The sequence below is a fragment of the Neotabrizicola paludis genome (genome assembly GCF_044142105.1).
Classification (GTDB): Bacteria; Pseudomonadota; Alphaproteobacteria; order Rhodobacterales; family Rhodobacteraceae; genus Pseudogemmobacter.
The window spans coordinates 555385-572995 of the sequence record NZ_JBGTYM010000001.1 but is presented as its reverse complement, the minus strand read 5'-3'; the positions used below and the strand labels follow the sequence as shown (position 1 = coordinate 572995).

Genomic DNA, 17611 nt, shown 5'->3' with positions numbered 1-17611 from the left:
CATGACCACCCCCGATGCCCCCCTGCACGAACCCCATCTTGCGCTGCATGTCGAGGATCTGACCGTCGGCTATGGAGGCGCGCCGGTTCTTCTTGATGCCGATATCGACATTCCGCCCGGCGTCATGGCGGCCATCGTCGGCCCGAACGGCTCGGGCAAAAGCACTTTGCTGAAATCCTGCCTAGGCCTTGTCCGCCCCGCCGCCGGCCATGTCCGCTTCTTCGGCCAGCCGCTGGCCCAGGCGCGGGCGCGCGTCGGCTATGTCCCGCAACGCTCGACCGTCGACTGGGATTTCCCGACCACGGTCATCGACGTCGTCACCATGGGCCTTTACGGCCGACTGGGCCTGTTCCGCCGCCCCGGCCGGCTCGAGCGCGAAAAGGCCCTCAAGGCGCTGTCCGACCTTGGAATGCTCGACTATGCCGACCGCCAGATCGGCCAATTGTCGGGCGGCCAGCAGCAGCGCGTCTTCATCGCCCGCGCCCTGGTGCAGGAGGCCGACCTCTATTTCCTCGACGAGCCCATGGCCGGGGTGGATGCCACGACCGAGGCGGCGATCATCGCGATCCTTCAGCGCCTGCGCGATGCGGGCAAGACCGTGGTCGTCGTCCATCATGATCTTTCCACCGTCAAACGCTGGTTCGACTGGCTGATCATGCTCAACCGCCGCGTCGTGGCGCAGGGCCCCGTCGCCACCACCTATACGCGCGACAATCTCCGCGCGGCCTATGGTGGGCAATTGGCCGTTCTCGACCCCGCCGATCACGGGCTTGGACCATGAGGGCGCAGCCATGAGCCCGCTTCTGACCGTCGCGCTTGGCACGGCGCTTCTCGGCGCGCTGGCGGGCGCGCTTGGCCCCTTCGCCGTCTTGCGCAAGCAAAGCCTGATGGGGGACGTCCTGTCCCACGCCGCCCTGCCCGGCATCTGCATCGGCTTTCTGGTCGCGCAAGAGCGCAGCCTTCCCGCCCTGCTGACCGGCGCGCTTGTTGCCGGTCTGATCGCCGCCGGGCTGATCCAGCTCATCCTGCGCTTCACCCGGATCAAGCCCGATGCCGCCATGGGTATCATCCTCTCCACCTTTTTCGCCCTTGGTGTCGTCCTGCTGAGCCATATCCAGCATTCCGGCGGCGCGGCGCAGGCAGGGCTGTCGAGTTTCCTGTTCGGGCAGGCCGCCGCCATGCTGGCCTCTGACGTGACACTGCTGTCATCCCTTGCCGTTCTGACCCTGATTGTCCTTGCAACCTTCTGGAAGGACCTCAAGCTCGTCGCCTTCGACCGCGATTATGCCCGCGCGCTCGGCCGCCCTGTCGCCGCGATGGAAAGCCTTCTGGCCGCCATCACCGCCATCGCCATCGTCGCGGGGCTTCAGGTGGTGGGCGTCGTGCTGATGGTGGCGCTGCTCATCGCCCCCGCCGTCGCCGCCCGGCAATGGGTCGAGGGGCTCTTGCCCATGGTCCTGCTCTCGGCGCTCCTGGGCGCCGGTGCGGGCGTCTGCGGTGCGCTGCTCTCCTCCACTGCGCGCGGCCTTGCCACCGGGCCGGTGATCGTGCTGGTCGCGGCGGGGCTTGTCCTGCTGTCGATCCTCTTCGCCCCGCGCCGCGGCCTGGTCTGGAGGCGCGCATGACCGCCTTCTTCGCCAACCCGGATGCGATGATCCTGCTGACGGGGCTTCTGGTCGCGCTGGCCGCCGCCCTGCCCGGCTGCTTCCTTGTCCTGCGCGGATCATCGCTGATGACCGATGCCATCAGCCACGCCATCGTCTTCGGCATCGCCCTGACCTGGCTCGCCACCGGCTTCATCTCCGGTCCGATCCAGATCGCCGGGGCCGCAGCGGCGGGCCTGCTAACCGTGCTGCTGATCGAGGCGCTGACCCGCACCCGGCGCCTGAACAACGATGCCGCCATGGGCCTTGTCTTCCCGACACTTTTCGCCGCCGGGGTGCTGATCATCAACCTCTATGCCCGCGAGATCCATCTCGACACGGATACGGTGCTGCTGGGCGAGATCGCCTTTGTCTGGCTCGACACGACCCAGATCGGCAGTATGGATATCCCGAATGCGGTCCTCAGCCTTAGTGTCTTCGCCGCGCTCAACCTGGGCTTCGTCCTTCTGTTCTGGAAGCCGCTGAAACTCGCCGTCTTCGACCCGGATTTCGCGATCCTGCAGGGCCTGCGCCCCGGCGCTGTGCTGGGCGGGCTTTTCGCGCTGACCTCGGCCACGGCCGTCGCCGCCTTTGATGCGGTGGGCGCGATCCTGTTTGTCGCTTTCGTTATCGTTCCGCCCGCCACGGCCTATCTGCTGACCCAGCGCCTGTCCGTCATGGTCACGCTCGCAGCGTTGATCGGCATGGCCTCGGCCCTGACGGGTCAGCAGGCGGCGCTGGTGCTGGACGTCTCGATCGGCGGCATGATGGCGCTGATGACCGGGGCTTTCTTCGCGCTCGCGCTGGTCGCGGCGCCGGGCAAGGGCGTGATCGCCACGCTTCTCCGCCGCCGCAATGACCGTCTCTCCTTTGCCTGCCGTACGCTGGTGACGCATCTGTACAGCCATGCCGACGGGCCGCGCGTCGATGAGGAGAATGCCGTGACCGCGCTGGAAAGCCATCTCCGCTGGTCGCGGCGCCAGGTGCGGCCGGTCGTGCTGCGCGCGCTGGATGAAGGGCTGGTGCGGCGAGAAGGGCCGATGCTGGTCCTGACCGAGATGGGTGCCGCCCTTGGGCGCGAGACCGTCGCCTCTGTCGCCCCGCTGATCCCGCCCAGACCGCAGAGTGATACCCAGCCTGTTCCGCCCGGCGCTTGACAAGCGGGCATCGGCCAGCGCAGGCACAGGGCGGCATCGCGGGGGACAAGACGGATGAGCCAGACTTGGGCCAAGGGGCATTTCCGGGCGGATCGCTCCGCCCCGCCCCCGCCCTTGCGCGCCCTGCGTCTTGATCCGCCCACCGCTCCTCCACCGCCTCTTGCCGTTCTGCCCAGGCCGCCGACGGGAGCGGCGGCGAAAATCGCAGCCCGCCGCCGCCGCGTGCCCTGGGCGGCGCTGGCATCATCGGGCCTGCTCCATGCCAGTGCTGCGCTGGCGCTGGCCATTGCGGCACCCTTCTCCGGTCTCGGCTCGGCGGGCGAGGATGGCCGGTCCCTGCACAGCCTGCCGGTGCCCCCGGCCATGACGGTCGAAATCCTGACCCAAGCCGATCTCTTGCCCGCCACGCCGCCACCGGCGCCGGTTCTCGACCTGCAACCCTTGACGACGCCACTGGTCGAGGAGCCCGCCGCCACTTTCGCGGCGGCCGCCCTGACCGCGCGCCCGGGGGACAGCCTGCCGCCGCGCATGGCCTCGCTCGACCCCGAGTCCGCCCCGGTCGGCGATCTGCCGCCACCCGCCCCAGTCGTCAAAACCCCTGCCAAACCGAAGCCCGAAGCCAAGCCGGCCCCCCAGGCCGCCAAACCTGCAAAGAAGACCGGCGAGAAGGCGGCCAAGGCCTCCGCCGAACCGGCCCCCGCCCCACCCGCCGCCAAGGCGTCGGGCACGGGCAAGGGCGGAACCGCCGGACAGGGCGGCAGCGCCGGGGCCGGTCTGTCCAAGGCCGAGATTGCCGATTTGAAGGCCGCATGGGGTGCCAAGGTTCAGGCCCGGGTCGAGCGGCGGCAAAGCTACCCCGCCGAAGGCGGCGGTGCCTCGGGCATCGTGAAGCTGCAGCTGACCGTCGCGCCGTCCGGCGCGCTTCTGGCGGTGTCCGTCACCGCATCCTCCGGCTTCGCCGCCCTTGACCGCGCCGCGCTGCGGGCCGTGCAAGGCGCGGCACCCTTTCCGAAAGCGCCCAAGGGCCTGACCGAGCCGGGCTATCGCATGGCGCTGCGTCTGCGGTTCAACGGCTGAGGAAAACCTTGCCAAAGGGTTAACTCCGCCGGGTCAACCCGTTGAAATCGCTTGACCCACCACCCTGTCCCACCGTGGGACATTACTGGTGGCGCAGCGCCTCGATCGGGTCCAGCCGGGCGGCGCGCCTTGCCGGGAAATAGCCGAAGACCACGCCCACCACCGCCGAGAAGGCAAAGGCCAAGGCCACCACCATCGGGTCCGGCGTGAAGGGAATCGCCATGAACCGCCCCGCCCCCCAGGCCAGTCCCAGCCCGACGACGATCCCCACCACGCCCCCCAGAAGCGACAGCACCACCGCTTCGACCAGGAACTGGGTCAGAACCTGCCCGCCCGTGGCCCCGATCGCCAGGCGGATGCCGATCTCGCGCGTCCGCTCGGTCACCGAGACCAGCATGATGTTCATGATCCCGATGCCGCCCACCAGCAGGCTGACCGCCGCGACCGAGGACAGCATCCCCGACAGGACCGAATTGACCGAGTTCAGCATCGAGGCCACTTCCTTCATGTCGGTGACCGAAAAATCATCAGCATCGCCCAGCCCGATCCGCCGCCGCTCGCGCATGAGATCCTGAATCTGGACGATCGCCGCCGCCGTGTCGCCGCCCTTGGTCAAGGCGATCTGGATCGAGTTCACATCCTCGTCCCCGTTCAGCCGCCGCTGCACCAGCCGCACCGGCATGACCACCAGATCGTCCTGGTCCTGCCCGAAACTGCCCGCGCCCTTGGGCGTCAGCAGCCCCACCACCTCGCAGGAAATCTGCTTGACCCGGATCTGCTGGCCGACCGGATCAGCCGCCCCGAACAGGTTTGCCCGCACCGTCTGCCCTATCAGGCAGACCGCCGCGCCCGCGCGCACTTCCGAAGCGGTGAAATTGCGCCCCCCGGCGAAGGACCAGTTCGAAACCTCCGCCCAGGTCTCGGTCGATCCGGTGATCGAGGTCGTCGTATTGGCATTGCCATAGACCACCGTGGCTGAGGCGGTGGAAATCGGCGCCACGGCCCGCGCGACGGGCAATGTCGCCACGGCTTCGGCATCGCGCAGGGTGAAGCGCCGGGTCGGCGTGCCGCCCGACGGCGGGCCGAAACCGCGCTGGCCGGGCCGCAGCACCACGATATCGGAACCAAGACTTTCGACACTGGCCGAAACCTGGGCCGACGACCCCTGCCCGACCGTGACCATGGCGATCACGGCCGCCACCCCGATCACCACGCCAAGGATGGTCAGAAAGGACCGAAGCTTGTTGCGGAAGATCGACCGCAGGGCCAGACGCATCGCTTCCAGGATCATGCCGCGCCCTCCTGTCGCGTTTGCGTATCGCTGACGATCTTGCCATCGGTGAAGATGACCAGCCGTCGCGCATAGGCCGCGATGTCGGCCTCATGCGTGACCATGACGATGGTGATGCCCTGACTGCGGTTCAGCTCTTGCAGCAGGACAAGAATCTCATGGCTGCGTTGGCTGTCGAGATTGCCGGTGGGCTCGTCCGCCAGGATCACCATCGGATCGCCCGCCAGCGCCCGCGCGATCGCGACGCGCTGCTGCTGCCCCCCCGAAAGCTGCGAAGGCTGGTGATGCTCGCGCCCCTGCAGCCCGACCTGCGCCAGCGCGGCGCGCGCCTTTGCGCTGCGCTCTGCCGATGCCATTCCCTTGTAGATCAGCGGCAGTTCCACATTTTCCTGTGCCGAGGTGCGCGGCAGCAGGTTGAAGCCCTGAAAGACGAAGCCCAGATAATGCCGGCGCAGCAGCGCCAGCGCATCGGGCGCGAGGCCCTGGACCGGCACGCCCTCGAACAGATAGTCGCCCGCGCTTGGCCGGTCGAGGCAGCCGATGATGTTCATCGCCGTCGATTTGCCGGACCCGGAGGGGCCCATGATCGCCACGAACTCGCCCCTGCGGATCACCAGATCCACCGCGTCGAGCGCCCGCACCAGCGCCTCGCCCTCGCCGTAAAGCCGCGAGACGGCGCGAAACTCGATCAAGGGCGCCTCCATCGCCCTAGCCGCCCGCGCTTTGCGACAGGATGACCTCGTCGCCTTCGGACAGTTCTTCCGAGCTTACGGCGATCTTGCTGCCATCGGTCGCGCCCGGCGTGACCGCGACCCGCATTGGCGCACCGTCTTTCAGCACATAGACGCCCGAGCCATTGCTCGCCCCGCGATTGCCGCCCGAAGATGGCCGCGCCGGCAGGATGTAGCCCAAAAGCCCGCTGCCCGACCGGCTTGCGTTCTGGGTCACCGGCGGCGCATAGCGCAGCGCGGCGGTGGGGACGAGAAGCACATCCGCCTGCTCGGCGACGGTGATTGTCGCCGTTGCGGTCATTCCCGGGCGAAGAAGCAGCTTGTCATTCGCCACGCTGAGGACCGCGGTATAAGTCACGACGCCTTCGGTATCATCCGGGGCATAGCGCAGGCTGGTGATCACGGCCTCGAACTTCTGGCCCGGATAGGCATCGACGGTGAACGTCGCCTTCTGGCCAACAGCGACACGGCCGATATCGGCCTCGTCGACCGAGACCTGAAGATCCATCCGCGCCAGATCCTCGGCCAATGTGAAAAGGACTGGCGCGTTTAGCGTCGCGGCGACGATCTGGCCCTTTTCGGCAGCGCGGTTCAGCACGATCCCCTTGATGGGTGAGCGGATATCGGCCTTTTCCAGATCGGCTTTCTGAAGAGCCAGATTGGCCTCGGCCAGCGTGACATCGGCCTGGGCCGACTCCACCGCCGCCAGCGCGCGGTCATGCGCGGCCTTGGCCGAGATATAGACGCTGCGGGTCGACAACCCGCGCTTGTCGAGCGCCGAGGCGCTGTCCAGCGCATCGGCTGTCTCGCTGACCGTCGCTTCTGCCGAAGCAAGCTTGGCCTGCGCCGCGATCAGCTGCGCCTCGGCATTCGACACCTGCGCCTTGAGCTTGGTGTCATCGAGCTTGGCCAGAACCTGGCCCTCGGTCACCTCGTCATTGAAATCGACATCGACCGAAAGCAGCGTGCCGGACAATTCCGAGGAAATATCGACCTGTGTCGTTGGTTGCACCGTGCCGGTGGCGACCACCGTCACCGTCAGCGCGCCTTTTTCCACCATGGCCGTGTCATAGCGGACCGGCGCCGCGGGGCGGTTGGTGTAATACCAGCCCCCCGCGACAAGGGCCGCGACGATCAGGATCAGCCAGAGCCAACGCCGCCCCCTGCGGCGGGTCTTGATCTTGCCCAAAGCGGCAAGCTCGGGGCGCTTGACGTTGGCGGCAGAAGGCGAGGTCGTTTCGGGCACGGGCGGTCTTTCCGGTCTGGTCCAGCGTTACACGCAACGGGCGGCCGGTTCCGTCGGCGCCCTGCGGACTATAGGCGGCAGCGCCGGGACGGGAAATCACGAAGCGGGCAGTGTGGGTGGGGTTTTCCGTGCCTGTGGCGGGCCGCTGGGGGCAGCCCCCCGCACCCCCTGTGGAGTATTTGGGCCAAGGGGAAGCAGCAATGGAGAAGGGCGGCAGGATTTCTCCTGCCGCCCAGGTTCGAAGTGTCGCGCTGTGATCAGCTACACCCTGTCGTCGAACCGCAGGTGTTGCATTTCAGGCAGGTGCCGTTGCGGACCAGGGTGTAATTGCCGCAATCCGCGCAGCTGTCGCCGGTATAGCCCTGCATCTTCGCCTTGATCCGCGCATCCGCAGCCCCCAGCGCCGAGAGTGACGCGCCGTCCGCGAGGCCCGCGCTGCGCGCGGTTTCCGGCACCAGCACGTTCAGCGCCGTGGCGGTATCCGTTCCGGTCGCTAGCGCGGTCGCGCCCATGCCGCCGCCGATGCCCCCCCGGAACACCATCAGCTCTTGCGGCAAGCGCTTGCGCAGATAGCCGGTCGAGGAGATCGACTTCAGCAGCTCGACCGATTTGGTCGCTGCCGCCTCGCTGACTTCGCTCACGTTGCGCTTGCCTTCCTCGTCGCCGCGGCCAAGATCGTCAAAGGCATGACCCTTGGGCGCAACATGGGCCAGATCGGTGCGGTCGAGATAGCTGATCGCCAGTTCGCGGAAGATGTAGTCCAGGATCGAGGTCGCGTTTTTCACGCTGTCATTGCCCTGCACCATGCCCGCCGGCTCGAACCGGGTAAAGGTGAAGGCTTCCACGAATTCCTCAAGCGGAACACCGTATTGCAGGCCGACGCTCACCGCGATTGCGAAGTTGTTCATCATCGCCCGGAAGCCCGCGCCTTCCTTGTGCATGTCGATGAAGATTTCGCCCAGCGAGCCGTCCTGATACTCGCCGGTGCGCAGATAGACCTTGTGGCCGCCGACGATGGCCTTCTGGGTATAACCCTTGCGCCGCTCGGGCAGCTTTTCGCGATGCGATTTGATGATCTCCTTGACGATCACCTTCTCGACGATCTTCTCGGCGATGACCTGGGCCTTTTCCTGCGGCGTACCGGAAGCGAGGATTTCCTCGGCCTCTTCGTCATCCTCGATCAGCGCGGCCGCCAGCGGCTGCGACAGTTTCGAGCCGTCGCGATAAAGCGCGTTGGCCTTGATGCCCAGCGACCAAGACAGTTCATAGGCTGCCAGCGTTTCGGCGATCGAGGCCGAGTTCGGCATGTTGATCGTCTTGGAGATCGCGCCCGAGATAAAGCTCTGCGCGGCGGCCATCATGTAGATATGGCTGGCAACCGACAGATAACGCTTGCCTTTCTTGCCGCAGGGGTTGGCGCAATCGAAGACCGAAAGATGTTCGGGCTTCAGGAAGGGTGCGCCTTCCAGCGTCATCGTCCCGCAGACATGATCGTTCGCCGCATCGATCTGGGCCTTGGTGAAACCAAGATGGCGCAGCAGATCGAAGGTGGGGTCGTTCAGCTTTTCCGAAGGAATCCCTAGGGTTCCCGTGCAGAATTCAGCGCCCAGTGTCCACTGGTTGAAGACGAAGCGGATGTCGAAGGCGGTCGGCAGCGCGGCCTCGATCTTCTCGATCTCGCGCGGGCCAAAGCCATGGCCGACCAGCGCGGTATGGTTCACGCCCGGCGCCTGCGCCAGCGAGGCATGGCCCACGGCATAGGCCACCATCTCGGCAACCTGATGACCGGGGTAACCCAGCTTTTCCAGAGCTGCCGGAACCGATTGGTTGATGATCTTGAAGTAACCGCCACCAGCCAGCTTCTTGAACTTCACCAGGGCGAAATCGGGCTCGATCCCGGTCGTGTCGCAATCCATCACCAGGCCGATCGTGCCCGTCGGCGCGATCACCGTGGTCTGGGCATTGCGGTAGCCGTGTTTCTCGCCCAGGGCCAGCGCCTCGTCCCAGATCGATTTTGACAGTGCCACAAGGGTTTCTTCGGGGCAGTTCACCTGGTCCAGCGCGACCGGGTTCACGTTCAGCGCCTCATACCCTTCGGTATTGCCCCAGGCGGCGGCGCGGTGGTTGCGGATCACCCGCAGCATATGCTCGCGATTGCGGGCATAGCCGGGGAACGGACCCAGCTCCTGCGCCATCTCGGCCGAAGTGGCATAGGCCACGCCGGTCATGATCGCGGTCAGCGCCCCGCACAGCGCCCGGCCCTCGATCGAGTCATAGCCAAGGCCCATGTTCATCAACAGACCGCCGATATTGGCGTAACCCAGGCCAAGGGTACGGAAATCATAGGAAAGCTGGGCGATTTCCTTGGACGGGAACTGCGCCATCATCACGCTGATTTCCAGCGTCACCGTCCACAGGCGCGAGGCATGGACATAGGCCTCGGCATCGAAGGCACCGTCCTTCCAGAAGGTCAGCAGGTTCATCGAGGCCAGGTTGCAGGCGGTATCGTCGAGGAACATATATTCCGAGCAGGGGTTCGAGCCCCGGATCGGCCCGTCTTCCGGGCAGGTGTGCCAGGCATTGACGGTGTCATGGAACTGGATGCCCGGGTCGGCGCAGGCCCAGGCGGCATGGCCGATCTGCTGCCACAGGTCACGCGCCTGCACGGTCTTGGCGATCTTGCCATCGGTGCGGCGAACCAGCTCCCAGGGGAGGTCCTCGCGGACGGCGGTCAGGAAGGCGTCGGTCACGCGGACCGAATTGTTCGAGTTCTGCCCCGAAACGGTGACATAGGCCTCGGAATCCCAATCGGTGTCATAGGTGGGGAATTCGATCGAGGCATAGCCCTGGGCCGCATATTGCAGCACGCGGTTGGTATAGGTGTCGGGGATCATCGCCTTCTTGGCGCCGCGGATCGCCGCTTTCAGCGCGGCATTCTTGGCCGGATCGCAAGCGTCATCGCCATTGCCATCCCAGGTGCGGATCGCCGTGAAGATCTCGTTCAGCTTCAGCTCGTGCGCCTTGGACCCGGCGACCAGCGAGGCGACCTTCTGTTCTTCAATGACCTTCCAGTTGATGAACTGTTCGATATCCGGGTGATCCATGTCGCAGATCACCATCTTGGCGGCCCGACGCGTGGTGCCGCCCGATTTGATGGCTCCGGCCGCACGGTCCCCGATCTTCAGGAAGCCCATGAGACCGGAGCTTTTGCCGCCGCCCGACAGCTTCTCGCCCTCTCCGCGGAGCGATGAGAAATTGGTGCCCGTGCCCGAGCCATATTTGAACAGACGCGCCTCGCGGACCCAAAGATCCATGATGCCACCCTCGTTCACCAGATCGTCCGAGACCGACTGGATGAAGCAGGCATGGGGCTGCGGATGTTCATAGGCGCTGTCCGACTTGGTCAGAACGCCGGTCTTGTGATCAACATAGAAATGGCCCTGCGACGGGCCGTCGATGCCATAGGCCCAGTGCAGGCCGGTGTTGAACCACTGGGGCGAATTCGGTGCCGCCATCTGGCGCGCCAGCATGAAGCGCATCTCGTCGAAATAGGCGCGGGCGTCGGCTTCGGTCGAAAAATAGCCGCCCTTCCAGCCCCAATAGGCCCAGGCGCCGGCCAGACGGTCAAAGACCTGCTTGCCCGAGGTCTCGCCGACAAAGCGCTGATCGACCGGCAGTTTCGCCAGCGCGTCCTCATCGGGGACCGAACGCCACAGAAAGTCCGGCACGCCCTTTTCGCGCACTTTCTTGAGGATCGCCGGAACCCCCGCCTTGCGGAAGTATTTCTGCGCAAGCACGTCGGAGGCGACCTGGCTCCAGCCCTCCGGCACTTCTACCGCGTCGTTCTTGAACACGGTCTTGCCATCCGGGTTGCGGATTTCCGACGTGGTCACCGAGAACGCCAGGGCGCCATAGGCCCCCGTCGCTTCGGTGGTGAACTTGCGCTCGATCTTCATGACCCCTTGTCCCTTCCGCTCAGGCCGCCATTCGGCGCGCCGGTTGATTTCTTGCCCGAACCGACGGTGGCGCAGCGACAAGACGACCTGCCCGGGCCACGCTTTGTGGTCAGGGGTTTGGCACCGTTGATACGGGTGCCAGCGGATGCTTCGTTGCTGTCGCCATCCGCACTAGATTTAGTGTCTCGCCGGATCGCTTCGTCAAACTGTCGTATTCGCCCGGCGGACTCAAACCCTTTTTTTGCGCATCCGACAGATTTTCCGGCTTGACGGCGCCGTGTTGGAAATGGGCTACACCCGGATGCGGCCACTATATCTTGTGGGTAGCCTTGTGGACAAACTTGGAGTGAATTCTCAACTCCGTGGATTTTCCCAAGCTATGGGCCGCCTTGGGGCGGGTGCCTCATGCCTTGGGTGAAGCTGGGGGCGAATCCGTTCTGGGTCGGATCGCGATTCTAGCTGCCCTCATCCACCCGCCGCGCCGGTGCCCGATTGATCAGCACTATCCCGATCGCCACCAAACCGACCGCGCCCAGGATCGAGGGGGAAAGCGACTCGCCCATCAATGCCCAGCCCAACAAGACCGCAAGCACCGGGGTCAGGAACGAGAAGGACGCGACGGTCGCAGAAGGATAGACCGACATCAGCCAGAGCCACGAGATGAAGCCGCCGCAGACCACCACCGCAGATTGAAACACCAGACCGGCCAAATGGATCGGTTGCAGGTCGCGGATCAGTGGTCCGAAGAAGGGCGCCGCCAAAAGCAGGATCGGGGCCGAGACCAGCACCATCCAGAACAGCTGCATCTCTGGCCCTTCCGCCCGCATCACCGGGCGGCGCGCCACGAAGGCCGTGCCCGCCCAGCCCCAGGCCGCACCGAGCGCACAAAGATCGCCGATCAGGCTGCCGCCCTCGCCCGGGCCGCGCGACAGGATCGCCCAGGCGCAGCCCGCAAAGGCAAGGCCCAGGCCAAGGGCGGTGTTGGGCGTCACCCGTTCGCCCAAACCGAAATGCGCCAGGATCGCGAACCAGACCGGCATGGAATACATGATGACCGAAGCCCGTCCCACCGTTGTCAGGTCAAGCGCCACGAAAAGGAACAGGAACTCGGCGGCGAAGATCGCGCCGATCAGAAGCCCCTGACCCAAGGCCGCGCGATGCAGGCGGGGCGGCCGCCCGCGCAGGCGCAGCCATAGCCAGAGGCAGGCCACCGCCAAGGCAGACCGCAATCCCGCGAAGAACACGGGTTGCAAGCCGGCATTCACCAGCTTCACCACGATCTGGTTGAACGCCAGAAGCAGCTGCACGCCCAGAAGCATCGCCAGCCCCGCACTGTCCAGCCTGTCCTTGCCCATCTGTCCCTCCTGCCTTTCCCGAGGCTTATCGCCCAGTACCGCCGAGCGCCACTTGTCCGAACCCGACCGTGAAGGTCGCGGATGGGGTTACGTCCGGGCGCGCTGCCCGATATGCAGGGCGGGCTGTGCCTCATGGTGCCGCATTGGCAGGGAGGGGCGGCATGACAACGGCGGTTACGGGGGCGGCATCGGGCGAGAATGCCCGGGCGGCGCTGTGGATGCTTCTGTCGATGGCCGGATTCGCCGTCGAGGACCTGTTCCTGAAGCGCGCGACGGTCGACCTTCCTCCGGGCGAAGTGCTGATCATAAACGGGATTGCCGGAACACTGGTCTTCGCGCTTCTCGCCCTTTCGCGGCGCGAGCGGGTTTTCTCGACCGAAGCGCTCAAGGGCGCTGCGCTTGTGCGCAATCTTGGCGAGGCCTCGGCGGCCTTTTTCTACATCATCGCCCTGGCGCTGGCGCCGCTCGCGCTGGCTTCGGCCTTGCTGCAGGCCCAGCCGCTGATCGTGACCCTGGGCGCTGCCCTGTTTCTGGGCGAGGCCGTGGGATGGCGGCGCTGGCTGGCCGTGAGCGTAGGCTTCCTCGGCGTGCTGGTCATCCTGTCGCCCTGGCAGGGCGGTTTTCACATCGCGGGCGTGGCAATGATCTTCTGCGTCATCACGCTGGCCGCGCGCGATCTGGCCACGCGCCGGATGAAACCCTCGCTCGGCACGTTCAGCGTCTCGGCCTGGGGCTATTTTGCCACCGTTCCGGCGGGCGGTCTTCTCATGGTCATGCAGGGTGACGCCTTCATCCTGCCCGCCCTGCCCGCGGCCCTGAACCTGGGCGGCGCGCTTTTGACAGGCCTCGTCGCCTATTATGCCATCGTCCATGCCATGCGCATCGGCGAGGTTTCGGCCATTGCGCCGTTCCGCTACTCGCGTCTGGTCTTTGCGGTGGCGCTTGCGGTGATCTTCCTGGGCGAGCGACCCGAAGCGCATGTCCTGATCGGCTCGGCCATCGTGGTCGCCTCGGGCCTTTACGCCTTCGCGCGTGAACGTAAGCGAAAGGCGGCGCTTTCCTTGCAGGCCAAGGGCGGCTAAACGGGGGCAAATCCAGCGCTCCGTGAGGTCCCCATGAGCACGATCATCGACATCCACGCCCGCGAGATCCTTGACAGCCGGGGCAACCCGACGGTCGAGGTCGACGTGCATCTGGAAAGCGGCGCCATGGGCCGCGCCGCCGTACCCTCGGGCGCCTCCACGGGCGCGCATGAGGCGAATGAGCGCCGCGATGGCGACAAGGGCCGCTATATGGGCAAGGGCGTGCTCGAGGCGGTGGCCGCCGTCAACGGCGAGATCGCCGAAGAGCTGGTCGGCTACGACGCGACCGAACAGGTCGGCATCGACCGCACCATGATCGAGATGGACGGAACGCCGAACAAATCGCGCCTGGGCGCCAATGCCATTCTGGGCGTCTCGCTGGCGGTGGCCAAGGCGGCGGCGGAATATTCGGGCCAGCCGCTGTATCGTTATGTCGGCGGCACCTCGGCCCGTATCCTGCCTGTGCCGATGATGAACATCATCAATGGCGGGGCCCATGCCGACAATCCGATCGACATCCAGGAATTCATGATCATGCCGGTTGGCGCCAGCGACATCCGCGAAGCGGTGCGCATGGGGTCGGAAGTTTTCCACACGCTGAAGAAAGAACTCTCGGCGGCGGGCCATGGCACCAATGTGGGCGATGAGGGCGGCTTCGCGCCGAATCTGAAATCCTCGCGCGTGGCGCTGGATTTTATCCTCAAGGCGATCGAAAAGGCCGGCTACAAGCCCGGCGATGACATCTGCCTCGCGCTCGACTGCGCCTCGACCGAGTATTTCATCGAGGGCAACTATGTCATGGCCGGCGAGAAGAAGACGCTGAGCCCGGCGAAGAACGTTGATTACCTGGCGCGACTGGTCGCCGATTATCCGATCATCTCGATCGAGGACGGCTGCGCCGAGGATGACTGGGAAGGCTGGAAGCTTCTGACCGACAAGCTGGGCAAGAAGGTGCAGCTGGTGGGCGACGATCTCTTCGTGACAAATCCGCGCCGTCTGGCCGAAGGGATCAAGAAGGGCGTCGCCAATTCGATGCTGGTCAAGGTCAACCAGATCGGCACCCTGACCGAGACGCTTCAGGCCGTCGATATGGCCCATCGTGCGGGCTATACCAACGTCATGTCGCACCGCTCGGGCGAGACCGAGGATTCGACCATTGCCGATCTGGCGGTGGCCACGAATTGCGGACAGATCAAGACCGGCTCGCTGTCGCGTTCGGACCGGATGGCGAAATACAATCAGCTCATCCGCATCGAGGAAATGCTGGGTGAGACGGCGGAATTCGCCGGTCGCTCGATCCTGAAGGGCTAAAGGTCCCGTAGCGCTGCTCCGGAGGCGGGCGCCGTCGAGGCGCCCGCTTTGGGGTCAATGCGCCAGCATCTCATGCACAATATCGCCCCCGCTTAGCGCGCTGGGGTAATAGGTCGGCCAGTTCGTCAGCTCGGTCAGCAGCTGGGCGCGGTCGTCGCCGCAGTAAAGGTGATAATGCCCCGCGGCCTGCGGCGCGATGGCATGATCCGAGAACTGGATAACGGGAGGGGCCGCCGCATCGCCAGCCGTCTTCTTGAAGACATAGCGCACGCCCCGATTTCCCTTTTCATAGGTCAGAACCTCGTGGCCATCCTGGGCGTAGGTGCCGGTCACAACCGCATCGCCGCTGTGAAAGGACACGCTGTCGCCCTGGATGACGATGCGGTCGACCTCGGTCTTGTAGCCGATCTCGTAATAGGCCTTATAATCCTCGGCCGATTTATCGCCTTTCTGGGCCTTGGCCTGCATCACCGGGTCCAGAGTGCCATCCTTCAGCAGGGTATAGACGGATTGCCAGTCGCCCGCCCAGTCCGCCAGGCTGCGCGGCTGGATTTGGCTGTCCTCGAAATAGCCTGCATAAACCTGCTTTTCGGCTTCGGACATATGGTGGTGATCGTGGCCGGCTTTCGCGGTCTCGGCCTGAGCCACGGGTCCAAGCGCAAATGTGACGGCCAGGATCATGAGTGAGAGTGACGTCGGTGTCCGCATCGTGTTTTCCTATTCTGCATCAGTGATTCATATGTAATAACATATCATATTAAGGATGGAGGTAAACAGCTGCCGAGCCGGTCGCAACCCGGGCTTGCCTGGAACCAGATTCGTTTTGCACAAACCCTCGGCCCGTGGCAGCTAGGGCCATGACCCGCCTGATCCTGCTGAACAAACCCTATGACATGCTGTGCCAGTTCACAGATGGCGAAGGACGCGCGACCCTCGCCGATGTGCTACCGGTCAAGAGCGTCTATGCCGCCGGACGGCTGGATCGCGACAGCGAGGGGCTGGTGATCCTGACCGATGACGGGCGGTTGCAGGCCCGCATCGCCGATCCGAAGCACAAGCTGGAAAAGACCTATCTCGCGCAGGTCGAGGGGGCGCCGGGGCCAGATGCCTTGGCGGCGCTGTCGGAGGGCGTGATGCTCAAGGATGGCATGACCCGCCCTGCCCGCGCCCGTCTGGTCGATACGCCCGTATGGCTTTGGCCGCGAACCCCGCCGATCCGTGCGCGCAAGTCCGTCCCGGATGCCTGGATCGAACTGACGCTGCGCGAAGGCCGCAACCGGCAGGTCCGCCGCATGTGCGCGGCGGTCGGCCTGCCCTGCCTGCGGCTGATCCGCTGGCGGGTGGGCGACTGGACGCTTGAGGGCCTGCCGCCGGGGGCCTGGAGGGATGCATGACCACCGCTGAACGCATCATCGCCGAATTGGGCCTTCAGCCCCACCCCGAGGGTGGTTGGTATCGCGAGACCTGGCGCGGGCCAGAGATTGGCGGCCGGGCCAGCGGCACGGCGATCCTGTTTCTGCTCAAGGCAGGAGAGTGCAGCCATTGGCACCGCGTCGATGCCGACGAGATCTGGCTTTGGCATGCCGGTGCCGCGCTGACCCTGTCGATGGGCGAAAGCCGGGCCACCGACTACCGCCTTGGCCCCGCCATTCTGGCAGAGGAGCGGCCGCAAATCATGGTACCCGCGGGTCATTGGCAGGCGGCCCGCTCGCGCGGGGACTGGACGCTGGTTTCCTGCACGGTCTCGCCCGGCTTTCGCTTCGAGGGCTTTGAGCTTGCCCCGCCGGGCTGGGATCTGCCGCATGGCTGAGACGGGTCACAAGACCTTCCTCGCAACCTTTCCCGCCGAGGAGAAGGCGGTGCTGACCGCGCGGTCGGATGCGGCGGGCCTGCGGCATTTGGCCGGGCATCTGGGGCTGATCGCCCTGATCTCGCTGCTGATCCTGCTGCGGGTGCCGCTCTGGCCGCTCTTGCTGCCGGTGCAGGGCGTGCTGCTGGTCTTCCTGTTCACCCTGGAACATGAATGCACCCACAAGACGCCCTTCGCCTCGGAACGGCTGAACGAGGCGGCCGGGAGGGCTTGCGGGCTAGTGCTGGTCCTGCCCTTCGAGTGGTTCCGCTATTTCCATCTGGCCCATCACCGCTGGACCAACCTGCCCGGCAAGGATCCCGAACTTGACAGTGATAAGCCCGCGAGTTTGCGGGCCTGGACCTGGCATGTCTCGGGCCTGCCCTATTGGAATGCGGGGATCGCGCTGCTCTGGTCGCAGGCCCTGGGCCGGGTGCAGGCGCCCTATCTGCCCGAAGCCGCCCTGCCCCGGATGCAGCGCGAGGCGCGCATCCTGCTGGCGCTCTATGCCCTGGCGGTGGCCTCGCTGCTCTTCTCCCCGGCGCTTCTCTGGCTCTGGCTGGTTCCCGTTCTGCTAGGGCAGCCCTTGCTGCGGCTTTACCTTCTGGCCGAGCATGGCGATTGCCCGCAAGTGGCCGACATGTTCCTCAACACGCGCACCACATTCACCACCCGGATCGTCAGGTTCCTCGCCTGGAACATGCCCTATCACGCCGAGCATCACACCTATCCGGCAGTGCCCTTCCATCAGCTTCCGGCACTGCATCAGCGGATGAAGGCGCATCTCAAGGTCACGGCCGATGGCTATGCGGAATTCACCCGCGATTACCTGACCCGCCGGCGCTGAGCTGCCATTGTAAGGGGCACAAGTTTACCGTGGCGCCGCCCGGCGCAGCACTCTAGACCCGAGGCA

General features: G+C 65.5%; 15 protein-coding genes. 9 read left to right on the top strand and 6 right to left on the bottom strand.

Translation table 11 applies throughout. The features are described from left to right. Position 1: 1 nt before the first annotated feature. From ACED67_RS02720 to ACED67_RS02705, 4 genes are read left to right on the top strand one after another with little or no spacing between them, the layout of a single operon-like run. Positions 2-781: a metal ABC transporter ATP-binding protein gene (locus tag ACED67_RS02720; protein WP_395539993.1), complete on the top strand. Its 780-nt coding sequence runs from the start codon at positions 2-4 to the stop codon at positions 779-781. 10 nt (positions 782-791) lie between these two features. Next, positions 792-1625, top strand: coding sequence for a metal ABC transporter permease (locus ACED67_RS02715; RefSeq protein ID WP_395539992.1), 834 nt, complete (start codon positions 792-794; stop codon positions 1623-1625). Then, positions 1622-2800 (top strand): metal ABC transporter permease, encoded by a 1179-nt coding sequence (locus ACED67_RS02710; RefSeq protein WP_395539991.1) that lies wholly within the window; start codon positions 1622-1624, stop codon positions 2798-2800. Before ACED67_RS02715 ends, ACED67_RS02710 begins: the two co-directional genes overlap by 4 nt. A gap of 54 nt (positions 2801-2854) precedes the next feature. After that, on the top strand, positions 2855-3877 hold the full coding sequence (locus ACED67_RS02705) for a TonB family protein (protein WP_395539990.1): 1023 nt from the start codon (positions 2855-2857) through the stop codon (positions 3875-3877). Between the two features lie 82 nt (positions 3878-3959). Here the strand turns inward: ACED67_RS02705 and ACED67_RS02700 are convergent, their stop codons facing one another. The 5 genes from ACED67_RS02700 to ACED67_RS02680 form a co-directional block, all read right to left on the bottom strand. Continuing rightward, positions 3960-5168 carry an ABC transporter permease gene (locus ACED67_RS02700; RefSeq protein WP_395539989.1) on the bottom strand — a complete coding sequence of 403 codons (1209 nt, stop codon included), beginning with the start codon at positions 5166-5168 and terminating at the stop codon, positions 3960-3962. Further along, positions 5165-5872, bottom strand: coding sequence for an ABC transporter ATP-binding protein (locus ACED67_RS02695; RefSeq protein WP_395539988.1), 708 nt, complete (start codon positions 5870-5872; stop codon positions 5165-5167). Before ACED67_RS02695 ends, ACED67_RS02700 begins: the two co-directional genes overlap by 4 nt. Before the next feature lie 4 nt (positions 5873-5876). Beyond that, positions 5877-7145, bottom strand: coding sequence for an efflux RND transporter periplasmic adaptor subunit (locus ACED67_RS02690; protein ID WP_395539987.1), 1269 nt, complete (start codon positions 7143-7145; stop codon positions 5877-5879). Positions 7146-7402: 257 nt separating this feature from the next. Next, positions 7403-11101 carry a vitamin B12-dependent ribonucleotide reductase gene (locus tag ACED67_RS02685; protein WP_395539986.1) on the bottom strand — a complete coding sequence of 1233 codons (3699 nt, stop codon included), beginning with the start codon at positions 11099-11101 and terminating at the stop codon, positions 7403-7405. Between the two features lie 455 nt (positions 11102-11556). After that, positions 11557-12456: a DMT family transporter gene (locus ACED67_RS02680; RefSeq protein WP_395539985.1), complete on the bottom strand. Its 900-nt coding sequence runs from the start codon at positions 12454-12456 to the stop codon at positions 11557-11559. Between the two features lie 161 nt (positions 12457-12617). On the opposite strand from ACED67_RS02680, the gene ACED67_RS02675 reads away from it, so the two are divergent. Together ACED67_RS02675 and eno are read left to right on the top strand one after the other, a co-directional pair. Then, complete coding sequence (locus ACED67_RS02675) at positions 12618-13538, top strand: DMT family transporter (protein WP_395539984.1); 921 nt, start codon at positions 12618-12620, stop codon at positions 13536-13538. Positions 13539-13571: 33 nt separating this feature from the next. Beyond that, on the top strand, positions 13572-14849 hold the full coding sequence (eno, locus tag ACED67_RS02670) for a phosphopyruvate hydratase (RefSeq protein ID WP_395539983.1): 1278 nt from the start codon (positions 13572-13574) through the stop codon (positions 14847-14849). A gap of 54 nt (positions 14850-14903) precedes the next feature. Here the strand turns inward: eno and ACED67_RS02665 are convergent, their stop codons facing one another. Then, entirely contained in the window at positions 14904-15557 is a 654-nt protein-coding gene (locus ACED67_RS02665) for a ZinT family metal-binding protein (protein WP_395539981.1), read from the bottom strand. 149 nt (positions 15558-15706) lie between these two features. Between ACED67_RS02665 and ACED67_RS02660 the strand changes: the two genes are divergently transcribed. Genes ACED67_RS02660 through ACED67_RS02650 form a run of 3 tightly spaced genes read left to right on the top strand, consistent with a single transcriptional unit; the run spans position 15707 to position 17545 of the window. Then, complete coding sequence (locus tag ACED67_RS02660) at positions 15707-16243, top strand: pseudouridine synthase (protein WP_395539980.1); 537 nt, start codon at positions 15707-15709, stop codon at positions 16241-16243. After that, positions 16240-16659, top strand: a complete 420-nt coding sequence (locus ACED67_RS02655; RefSeq protein WP_395539979.1) for a cupin domain-containing protein — start codon at positions 16240-16242, stop codon at positions 16657-16659. Before ACED67_RS02660 ends, ACED67_RS02655 begins: the two co-directional genes overlap by 4 nt. Further along, positions 16652-17545 (top strand): fatty acid desaturase, encoded by an 894-nt coding sequence (locus tag ACED67_RS02650; protein WP_395539977.1) that lies wholly within the window; start codon positions 16652-16654, stop codon positions 17543-17545. Before ACED67_RS02655 ends, ACED67_RS02650 begins: the two co-directional genes overlap by 8 nt. Positions 17546-17611 lie beyond the last annotated feature (66 nt).